Genomic DNA, 9,940 nt, shown 5'->3' on the forward strand with positions numbered 1-9,940 from the left:
GGGGCCGGAGGCGGTGCCGATGCCGTGCGCCACGGCGGTCGCGGCCGGCGTGGTGGTGATCAGCGCCTGCGGGATGACCAGGACGGCGCGGACACCGCCGTACGCCGACGAGCGCAGCGAGACCTGGAAGTCGTAGGCCTGGGAGAGCCGGCCGACCACGGCCAGGCCGAGGCGGGGGGTCTCGCCGAGGTCGGTGAGGTCGATGCCCTGCTGGGCCTGGCGGAGCATGCGCTCGGCCCGCTTGCGGGCCTCCTCGCTCATGCTCACGCCGCCGTCCTCGATCTCCACGGCGATGCCGGAGTTCACGTCGACGGCGGTCAGGTGGACCTTGGTCTGCGGCGGCGAGTACCGGGTGGCGTTGTCGAGCAGCTCGGCCAGGGCGTGGATGAGCGGTTCGACGGCGGGGCCGACGACGGCGACCTGGGAGACCGAGTGCAGTTCCACGCGCTGGTAGTCGATGATCCGCGACATGGCGCCGCGCAGCACGCTGTACAGCGGGACGGCCTTGCTCCACTGGCGGCCGGGTCGGGCACCGCCGAGCACGGCGATGGAGTCGGCGAGCCGGCCGATCAGCGCGGTGCCGTGGTCGAGGCGCAGCAGGTCACCGAAGACCTCGGGGCTGCGCCCGTGGCGGTCCTCCATCTCGCGCAGTTCCTGCGCCTGTTGGTGGACGATGGCCTGGACGCGCCGGGCGATGTTGACGAAGGCGCGCTGCGCGGACTCGCGCAGGTCCTCCTCGGCGACGACGGCGTCGAGGACGGAGCGCAGCACCGCCTGGTGGGCCGCCCGGAACTCCGGGGTCAGGCCGGGCTGGTGGAAGTCGTCGCGCTCCAGCGCGGCGAGCACGTCCTCGGGGAACTCGCCCCCGCGCAGCCGGCTCACGACATCGGGCAGCAGCGTCTGGGCGAGGTGGACGGTCTCCGCCTCCTGCCGGGCCAGTGCCGCCTGTTGGGCGGCGACCGTGGCGCGCAGCGCCGCCACCGCCTTGCCGCGCCGGGCGGCCTCGCCGCAGGCGAGCGCCACCGCCACGAACGCCACGGCTCCGACCCACGCCACGCCGGTGCGGGCGGATGCGGGGACCAGTGCCACCGCGACCGCCACGGCGACTGCCGTGGCGGCGGGGGGCAACGCCCATATGACGGGTGAGGTGGGCCCTGGACTGCCGGGCGACGATCCCTCTCGAACCATCAGAACCCTCAAACGATCGAAAGCGAAAAGATCATAGGACAACGGCCCGGTAGCTTAACGGCTCCGTGCACAGGTCTTGACAGCAGATCATGATGCGGACCGGCGCGGCGAGTTGAACGGCGGCCCGGTGGCCGAAAACCGCTGTGCGGGCCGGCCCGGAGCGCGGGGCGGTCGGCGCAGGTGAGGGGCATGCGAAAGGGCCGCCCTCCCTGGTCGGGAGAACGGCCCTCGGGGCGCGACGGGATCAGACGGGAGTGCCGGGAACGAGCGTGAAGCCCGCCCCGCAGGCCGCCTCCAGGTTGGCCGCGGTGAACGGCGTCGCGGTGATGGCGCACGAGGCCGCGTAGAGCTTGCCGCTCTTGCTCAGCAGGGTGAGGGTGACGGTCGCGGGCGACTCGTCCGTCCCCACCGCGCTGCCGATCACGCACTCGGGCGTGCCTTCCAGGATGTCCAGGTTGACCCAGATCCCGGGGTTGCGGTCGTCGTTGAGGTAGGCGTTGCCCTTGCGGTCCGTCGCGACGCGGAACTCGGCGCTGACGCCGAAGTCCAGGCGCTCGGAGCTGACGGTCCGCGACGTGCGGCACTCGCTGCTGTCGTTCTTCGCGGCCTTGCCGCCGCCGTCGGCCGGACCGCCGACGGCGGCGGCGGGCGGGGCGACGAGCACGCCGGCGAGCACGGCGCCGACCGCCATGGACAGACCTGCCGCGACCCGGGTGCTCCGGGCCGCTCCACCGTGCCATCGCCGGCTCGGGCGTGTTGCTTCCATGCGCGCATTTCCTCTCGTGACGGGTACGAGGCCACGCGGCAGCATCCGCTGCGGCCCCCGCAGCGATTCCAGGCATACCCGTCCAGACCGGAACATGTCACACGGGAACTGATTGTCACTCAAGAAGACCAACGGCTCGCCCCGTTCGGCCGGAGGTCCGGCCGGCGGCGCGCAGCACGTACCCGCAGGCCACGGCGAGGGCGGCCAGCCCGTACGCGACCGTGCCGGCGTCGGGCACGGCGCGGCCGGTGACGTACGCGGCGGCGCCGGCCAGGGCGACGGCGAGCCACTCCCAGCGGCCGTCCAGGGCCACGAGGGCGACGAGCAGCAGGGCGTACCAGGAGTAGCCCGGCGTCATCAGCAGGAACGCCACTCCCGTGACGCACAGGGCCCCGGCCCAGGGCCGTCCGGGGTCGCCGCGGCGGACCACGTACCCGCTGACCGCGAGCATCAGCACGACCACGGCGGGCAGGGCCCAGGAGTCGGGCAGGACCAGGCGCAGCAGGGCGTAGCGGCTGCCGGCCGAGGCGTCCCCGTAGCCCTCCTCCTCGACGTAGCCGCCGAGGTACCCGAGGACCGAGGAGTGCGACAGCAGCACGTACGGGAGGTAGAGCGCGGCGAGGACCAGGGCCGCCGGGACCAGCGTCGCGGCGGCGTCCCGGAGCCGGCGCACGCCGGACAGCGCACCGGGCAGCGTGACGGCGGGCAGCAGTTTGACGGCGACGGCGAGCCCCAGCAAGGCTCCGGCAGAGACGCGGTGACGGACCGTCATCGCCAGCCCCCCGACCGTGAGGAGGACCGCGAGCACGTCGGCGTGGGCGTTGTTCACGGCCTCGACGGGTACGGCCGGACACCAGGCCCAGTAGGCGGCGGTCCGCGGATCACCGCGGCGCCGCAGCACGCCGAGCAGCACCAGCGTCGTGGCGACGGCCAGGACCGCCCCGCCCGTCTGGAGCCCCTGGTGCCGGACCCCGTCGGGGGACAGCGCGTGCACGGCGAGGAAGTACAGCTCACCCGCGGGCGGGTAGACGGTGTGGACCTGGGGCCGGTTGATGCGGGTGCACCCGCCGCCGCCCGGCAGCGGCGCGAGCTCGGGCGCGCCGCCCGCGCACACCGCGGGCGGCGGGAAGAGCCAGGAGTCGCGCAGCGCGGCCAGCGCCGCGTCGGCCGGCGCGTGGTCGTACGGCGAGACGTCGGCGGCCTGCACCCGGCCGTCCCAGGCGTAGCGGAACGAGTCGGTACTGGTCCGGGGCGGGGCGACCAGGCCGGTGACGGCCACGGCGACGCCCCCGGCGAGGACGAGCGCGGTGACGTGCCGGGCGGGGGCGCGGCGCAACGTCCAGGCGGCCGCCGCGAACAGGGCCCAGCAGGCGGCGTACCACCAGGACAGTCCGGCCGGGTCGGCGAAGTAGCCGTCCGTGCGGACGGTGCCGACGAGGACGGCGACGAGGGCCGCGAGGAGGACGGCGGTGACGGGGGTGGCGGTGGCGACGGGGGTGGCGGTGGCGGTCTTGGCGGGGGCCGGGTCCGGGGCAGGCGCGGGGTCCGGGGCGGGAGCGGGGTGGGGAGCGGGCTCGGGGTGGGGAGCGGGCTCGGGGTCCGGGGCGGAGGAGGCGGCGGAGGCGGACGGGTCGGTCACGCGTTCACCCTGGCAGCGGCCCCACCGTCGCGGCGGTGGGCACGAGCGGACGTCCGGGTTTCGTAAGGTGTCGGACACGCCCCCGGCGGTGGTCCGCGCGGTTGCATGGGCCCATGGACCCTCGACCGAGCCGGCGCCCGGCGTTCCCGGCCCTCCGCCTGCCGCGCGTCCGGCCACCCGCCTTCCGGGGCCGGCTGCACGATCCGCGCACCTCCACCGCGGTCGGGCGCTGGCTGGGACTCGCCTTCGCGGTGTGCTTCCTGACCGGCCTGGTCAGCCACTACCTCCAAAAACCGCCCGACCGGCTCGCACCGCACCTGCCGCCGCGCCCGACGTGGGGGTACGCGCTGACGCAGGGGCTGCACGTGGGCGTGGGGCTGGCCGCGATCGTGCTGCTGCTGGTGAAGCTGTGGGCGGTCTACCCCCGGCTGTTCGTCCGGCCGCCCCTCCGGTCGGTGCGCCATGCGCTGGAACGGCTGTCGGTGGCGGTCCTGGTGGCCGCGGCGGTCTTCGAGGTCCTGACGGGGCTGCTGAACATCGCCGAGTGGTACCCGTGGCCGTTCGGTTTCGTACCGGTGCACTACGCCGTGGCGTGGGTGGCGGCCGGTTCCGTCCTGCTGCACATCGCGGTGAAGGCACCCGAGATCAGGGCGCATTGGGGCCGCCGCTCGGCCGGGACGCTCGCGCTGCCGGACGAGGAGCGGGACGCGCCGGACCGGCGGTCGCTGCTGCTCGGGGTCGGCGCGGCGGTGGGAGCCGTGACCGTGACCACGGTCGGCCAGGCGTTCACACCCCTCGCGGCCCTGGACCTGCTGGCGCCGCGCCACCCCGGCCACGGTCCCCAGGGACTGCCGGTGAACCGTACGGCGGAAGCGGCGGGCGTGACCACGGCGGCGTTGCGCACCTGGCGCCTGCAGGTCACCGGCCCGACGCCGTACGCCCTGACCCTCGCCGAACTGGCGGACCTGCCCCAGACCCGGGTCCGGCTGCCGATCGCGTGCGTCGAGGGCTGGAGCGTGGGCGCGTGGTGGACCGGCGTCCGGATCCGCGACCTGATGGCCCGGGCCGGCGCCCGGCCCGGGTCCGCGCTGCGCGTGGTCTCGCTGGAGACCCGGGGCGCGTACCGGGTGATGGAGATGGGCCGCGGCTACGCGGAGGACCCCCTGACGCTGCTCGCCCTCCGCCTGAACGACGCACCCCTGTCCCTCGACCACGGCTACCCGGCCCGCATCATCGCCCCCAACCGCCCGGGCGTACTGCAGACCAAGTGGGTGGCCGGCCTGGAGGTCCTGTGACCCCGCACCCCACGCCGAACCCGGACTCCCCGGGAAACCGGCCCCCGACCGGACAACCGGCGCCGGCGGCCGGACGCACCGGCCCTGCACCCGCACGGGGGGCCTGGGGCGGGAGGACCGGCCCCGGCTCCGGGGAGAGCGGCCCTGGCCCTGGCGCCGGCTCCGGGGAGAGCCGCCCCGGCTCCGGCTCCGGGGCGCAGGGTCCCCCGGCCGGGGTGGGGCTCGCCGGCTCCCGGCCGGGGGCCTTCGGCCGCTGGGCGGTGGGCCTGCTCGGGGTGCTGCTGATCGGCATCGGCGGCCGGTGCCTGGCCGCGGAGCCCGATCCGTACGCCGTCCTGCTGTGGCTGGCCGGGGCCCTGGTGCTCCACGACGCGGTCCTCGCCCCGCTCGTGTTCGCCGCCGGCCTGCTGCTCGCCGTCCTCCCCGCCCGCCCGGTGGTCCGCGGAGCCCTGATCAGCGGCGCCGCCCTGACCCTGATCACCCTCCCCCTGCTCCTGCGCCCGGGCGCCCCGCCCAACCCGTCGGCCCTCCCCCTCCCCTACGCCCGGAACCTCCTCCTGTCGCTGGCGGCGGTAGCAGCCGCAGCCGCGCTCCTGGCCTTGATCACCCGTGCCCGCCGGCACCGCGCCCGCCCCACGGCCGAAGCCGCGCCCCGGCGACCGGCGGGCGGCCCTCCGGGGCCGGGTACCCCCGGGGCCTGAGCGCCGCGGCGCGGGAACGCGCGCGAGCCGGGTCGGCCCGCGGGGTCAGGCGGCGGGCCCGGGGGCCAGTTCGGCGAAGTGGCGGCCCGATGCCGTCCAGGTGTCCAGGGGGGTCCACCCGGCGCGCTCCGCGTGCCGGAGCAGGGCCGTCGGGCCGAGGCGGGACCAGCGGAAGGGGACGCCGCGCGGGCCGCGGCCGTCGTCGAGGCGGACCTCGTGGCACTCGTCCACCTCGGCCTCGGCCGCCTCGGCGATCAGCCGCCCGACCGGACCGAGCAGCCCGGCGACCCGCCCGAGCAGGGCGCCCGGGTCACCGCCGATGCCGATGTTGCCGTCGAGCAGGAGCGCCGTGGTCCAGCGGCCCTCCCCGGGCAGCGGTCCGAAGACGGACCGGCACAGGGCGGACCCGCCGCGCCGCACGGTGCGGGTCACCGCGGCCGGGCTGACGTCCACGCCGAGCACCGGGTGCCCGCGCCCGGCCAGTGCGGCGACCAGCCGCCCGGGGCCGCAGCCGATGTCGAGGACGGCTCCCCGGCACCGGCTCAGCACGCTCTCGTCGGCCGGGTCCGCATCGGCCAGCCAGCGCTCCACCTCCAGGGGCAGCACCCAGCCGTCGGGGCGGCGCAGGAACAGCGGGCCCCGGCCGGCCCGCAGCGCCCGCGCGTACGGGTCCTCCAGCCAGGCGCCACCGCTGCGGACCCCGCCCCCGCCCCCCGCTCCGACTCCGCCCCCGGCTCCGGGCCCGAGCCCGGCCCCGGGACCGGCCGGGCGAACGACGGTCATCGGGGCGTCCGTGCGGGGAGGGCCGTCAGGCGGGTGTGCAGGGCACCGAAGCAGCCGTGGGGGACGTCCGCCGCGACCGCCGCGGCGTCCCGCGCCGTGTCCACGTCGCGGAGGACCGGCAGGTGGCCGGTGCGGAGTCCGGCCGCGTGGAGGCGCTCCCGCTGGACCCGGCCGGTCTCGGGGGTGGACATGGGGACGCCGAGCAGCAGCGACGGATCGGGGGCGGCGAGGCCGAGGGCCCAGAAGCCGCCGTCCTCGGCCGGGCCCAGCCAGGCGTCGTAGTGGTCGAAGTCCAGTGCCTGGGAGAGGAGTTGTGGTGTCACCTGGGGGGTGTCCATGCCGATCAGGACCGTCGGTCCGGTGCATCCGGCGAAGGCGGCGGCCAGTCGTTCGTCGAGGCCGCCGGCGCACTGCGGGACGACCTCGACGCCCGACGGGAGCCACGCCCCGGGCGCCCCGTCGAGCACCAGCACACGGCGGTCGGCGGGGGTCGCCGCCACGGCCCGGAGGGTGTCCACGAGCGAGGCCTCGGCCAGGGCCGCCGCCTCGGCCGGGGTGAACGGCGGGGTCAGCCGGGTCTTGACCCGTCCGGCCACCGGCTCCTTGGCGATCACGAGCACCGTGGTCATCGGGCACCCCCGTCCAGGGAGCCACCACCGCCGACGCCGCCGCCCGTGGCGCCGCCGCCCGTGACGGCCCGGCCCACGGCGCCCGCGCCGGTGGCGGTCGCGGCCCGGGGCGGCTCGGCGAGGACGGCGCGCATGTCGCGCACGGCCTGCCAGGTGCCCCGCCAGGTCCCCGTGACCTTGGACTTCCCCGCGCGCGGCAGGTACGGCACGTCCACCTCCCGCACCCGCCAACCGGCGTCGGCGGCCCGTACGACCATCTGCAGCGGGTAGCCGCTGCGCCGGTCGGTAAGGTCCAGGCCGAGCAGGGCCGTGCGGCGCGCGGCCCGCAACGGCCCCAGGTCGTGTAGCCGCAGCCCGGTGCGGCGGCGCAGCAGGTGCGCCAGGGCCAGGTTGCCGGCACGTGCGTGCGCCGGCCAGGCCCCGCGCCCTCGCGGCCTGCGCCGCCCGAGGACGAGGTCCGCCCCACCGGCCGCGACCGTACGGACGAAGCCGGCAAGCAGGCTCGGGTCGAGGGAGGCGTCGCAGTCGCAGAAGCAGACGAACTCCCCCTTCGCCGCGCGGAGTCCGGCGTGGCAGGCGGCGCCGAAGCCACGCCGGGTCTCCGTGACGACGATGGCACCGAGCCCGCGGGCGATCTCCGCCGAGCCGTCGGTGGATCCGTTGTCCACGACGAGGGCGCGCCATCCGGCGGGGATGCGGGCGAGGACCCACGGCAGGGCCTCGGCTTCGTTCAGGCAGGGGAGGACTACGTCGACGGTGTCTTGGGTCACACCTCCCACCGTAGGAATCCGCGGCGGACAAAGCGGATATCGACTCCTTACGAAATGCGGACGCCGTGCCCGGCGACCCGCCCGTGGTGAGCGCCGCGGCACTGGTGGTGCGACGCTTGGGCGCATGAGCACGCCAGCATCGCCCCCGCCCGCCCGGATCCTCGTCGTCGACGACGACCCGACCGTCGCCGAGGTGGTCACCGGATACCTGCTGCGCGCCGGCCACGTGGTCGACCGGGCAGCCGACGGGCCGACGGCCCTGGACCGGGCCACCCGCGGCCACCCGGACCTGGTCGTCCTCGACCTGATGCTGCCGGGCCTCGACGGGCTGGAGGTGTGCCGGCGGCTGCGCGCCGCCCGCCCGGTCCCCGTGATCATGCTGACGGCGCGCGGCGCCGAGGAGGACCGCATCGCGGGCCTGGAACTGGGCGCCGACGACTACGTCACCAAGCCGTTCAGTCCCCGCGAGCTGGTCCTGCGCGTCGAGTCCGTACTGCGCCGCAGCCGGACCGGCGCGGGGACGGCCGGCGCGGCTGCGGGCGGCACGGCTGCGGGCGGCACGGGTACGGGCGGTACGGGTACGGGCCGCACGGGTACGGGCGTGCTGCGGGCGGGCGGGATCACCGTCGACCCCGCGACCCGGCGGGCCACCCGGGACGGCGGCGAACTCGCCCTGACGCTGCGCGAGTTCGACCTGCTCGCGCACTTCCTGACGCACCCGGGCCGGGCGCACACCCGGGAGGAGCTGATGCGGGACGTGTGGGGCTGGGACTTCGGTGACCTGTCCACCGTCACGGTGCACGTCCGCAGACTGCGCGCCAAGATCGAGGCCGATCCGGCGACGCCCCGGCTGATCCAGACCGTGTGGGGCGTCGGCTACCGCTTCGAACCGACCGGGACCGAGGCGGCGGAGGCCACCGCGCCGCAGGGCGGACGGCGATGAAGGACGTCCTGCTGATCGCCCTGTTCGCGCTCGGTGGCGCGGCGTGCGCCGGTGCCGTGGGAGCGGTGGCGTTGCGGCTGCTGCGGCGGCGTTCCGTCGCCGTGTCGCTGTCGGTCGTGGCCGCCGTCGCGGTGACCGCCATGCTGGCCGGCACGTTGGCCGTGGCGTGGGCCATGTTCCTGTCCCCGCACGACCTCACGGTCGTCACGCTGGTCGTCGCCGTGTCCGCCGTCGTCTCGCTGCCCACCGCGCTGCTGATGGGCCGCTGGGTGGTGGCCCGCAGCCGCGAACTTGCCTTGGCGGCGCGCGAGTTCGGGGAGGGCGGCAGCTTCGCCGCGCCGCCCGCCCCGGCCACCGCCGAACTCGCGGTCCTCGCCGAGGAGCTGGCAGCCACCAGCGCCAAACTGGCCGCCTCCCGCGAGCGGGAGAGGGCGCTGGAGACCTCGCGGCGCGAGCTCGTCGCCTGGATCTCCCACGACCTGCGCACCCCGCTCGCCGGCCTACGGGCCATGGCCGAGGCACTGGAGGACGGCCTGGCCGCCGACCCCGCCCGTTACCACCGGCAGATCCGCACGGAGGTCGAACGTCTCGACACCATGGTCGGCGACCTCTTCGAGCTCTCCCGCATCCACGCGGGCGCCCTCTCCCTGACCCCCAGCCGCCTCTCCCTGCGCGACTTGACCGCCGACGCGCTCCTGGGCGCCGATCCGCTGGCGCGCGAGCACGGCGTACGGCTCGTCGGCGGGGACATCGCGCACGTACCCGTCGAGGTCGACGGCAAGGAGATGACCCGGGTCCTGGCGAACCTCCTGGTCAACGCCATCCGCCACACTCCCGCCGACGGCACGGTCGCCGTCGAGGTGACCCAGCAGGAGGGTGCGGCGGTGCTGTCCGTGACGGACGGCTGCGGCGGGATCCCGGAGGAGGACCTGCACCGGGTCTTCGACACCGGCTGGCGCGGCAGCGCCGCCCGTACGCCGCCGGCCGGAGCCGGCCTCGGGCTGGCCATCGTACGCGGGATCGTGGAGGCCCACGCCGGCCACGCGGAGGTGCACAACGTCCCGGGCGGCTGCCGCTTCAAGGTGACCCTCCCCCTGAGCACCACGTCGACCTGACCACCACCCCCGCCGCCGTCACCACCCCACCGGCCCCGCCGGGGCCCCCGCCCCCACCGGCCCCCGCCCCGACGGACGCGGCCCTGCCGCGCACCGGCCCGACGCCGGGCC

The 9,940-nt window shown here is 76.4% G+C and carries 10 protein-coding genes; 4 read left to right on the plus strand and 6 right to left on the minus strand.

Annotation, left to right across the window (positions count from 1 at the left end):
- From LG632_RS27930 to LG632_RS27940, 3 genes are all read right to left on the minus strand, one after another.
- On the minus strand, positions 1–1,188 hold a 1,188-nt coding region (locus tag LG632_RS27930; RefSeq protein WP_226730385.1), incomplete at its 3' end, for a sensor histidine kinase.
- A gap of 244 nt (positions 1,189–1,432) precedes the next feature.
- Positions 1,433–1,954: a hypothetical protein gene (locus LG632_RS27935; protein ID WP_226730387.1), complete on the minus strand. Its 522-nt coding sequence runs from the start codon at positions 1,952–1,954 to the stop codon at positions 1,433–1,435.
- Positions 1,955–2,069: 115 nt separating this feature from the next.
- Positions 2,070–3,593 (minus strand): glycosyltransferase 87 family protein, encoded by a 1,524-nt coding sequence (locus LG632_RS27940; protein ID WP_226730389.1) that lies wholly within the window; start codon positions 3,591–3,593, stop codon positions 2,070–2,072.
- Between the two features lie 113 nt (positions 3,594–3,706).
- Here LG632_RS27940 and LG632_RS27945 point away from each other — a divergent pair, with 113 nt between their 5' ends.
- The gene (locus LG632_RS27945) at positions 3,707–4,888 is read left to right on the plus strand and encodes a molybdopterin-dependent oxidoreductase (protein ID WP_226730391.1); all 1,182 of its coding nucleotides are present in this window, start codon (positions 3,707–3,709) and stop codon (positions 4,886–4,888) included.
- Between the two features lie 215 nt (positions 4,889–5,103).
- The gene (locus tag LG632_RS27950; RefSeq protein ID WP_226730393.1) at positions 5,104–5,589 is read left to right on the plus strand and encodes a hypothetical protein; all 486 of its coding nucleotides are present in this window, start codon (positions 5,104–5,106) and stop codon (positions 5,587–5,589) included.
- 45 nt (positions 5,590–5,634) lie between these two features.
- Here LG632_RS27950 and LG632_RS27955 read toward each other — a convergent pair whose 3' ends face one another.
- Genes LG632_RS27955 through LG632_RS27965 form a run of 3 tightly spaced genes read right to left on the minus strand, consistent with a single transcriptional unit; the run spans position 5,635 to position 7,780 of the window.
- Complete coding sequence (locus LG632_RS27955; RefSeq protein WP_226730395.1) at positions 5,635–6,372, minus strand: methyltransferase domain-containing protein; 738 nt, start codon at positions 6,370–6,372, stop codon at positions 5,635–5,637.
- Positions 6,369–7,001 carry a TIGR04282 family arsenosugar biosynthesis glycosyltransferase gene (locus LG632_RS27960; RefSeq protein WP_226730398.1) on the minus strand — a complete coding sequence of 211 codons (633 nt, stop codon included), beginning with the start codon at positions 6,999–7,001 and terminating at the stop codon, positions 6,369–6,371. Before LG632_RS27960 ends, LG632_RS27955 begins: the two co-directional genes overlap by 4 nt.
- Entirely contained in the window at positions 6,998–7,780 is a 783-nt protein-coding gene (locus LG632_RS27965) for a glycosyltransferase family 2 protein (protein WP_226730400.1), read from the minus strand. The genes LG632_RS27960 and LG632_RS27965 overlap by 4 nt, the downstream gene beginning before the upstream one ends.
- 115 nt (positions 7,781–7,895) lie before the next feature.
- On the opposite strand from LG632_RS27965, the gene LG632_RS27970 reads away from it, so the two are divergent.
- Entirely contained in the window at positions 7,896–8,714 is an 819-nt protein-coding gene (locus LG632_RS27970; RefSeq protein WP_226730402.1) for a response regulator transcription factor, read from the plus strand.
- Complete coding sequence (locus tag LG632_RS27975) at positions 8,711–9,829, plus strand: sensor histidine kinase (protein WP_226730405.1); 1,119 nt, start codon at positions 8,711–8,713, stop codon at positions 9,827–9,829. The genes LG632_RS27970 and LG632_RS27975 overlap by 4 nt, the downstream gene beginning before the upstream one ends.
- The last annotated feature ends 111 nt before the right edge of the window (positions 9,830–9,940 follow it).

This window comes from Streptomyces antimicrobicus (assembly GCF_020532625.1).
Taxonomy (GTDB): domain Bacteria; phylum Actinomycetota; class Actinomycetes; order Streptomycetales; family Streptomycetaceae; genus Streptomyces; species Streptomyces antimicrobicus.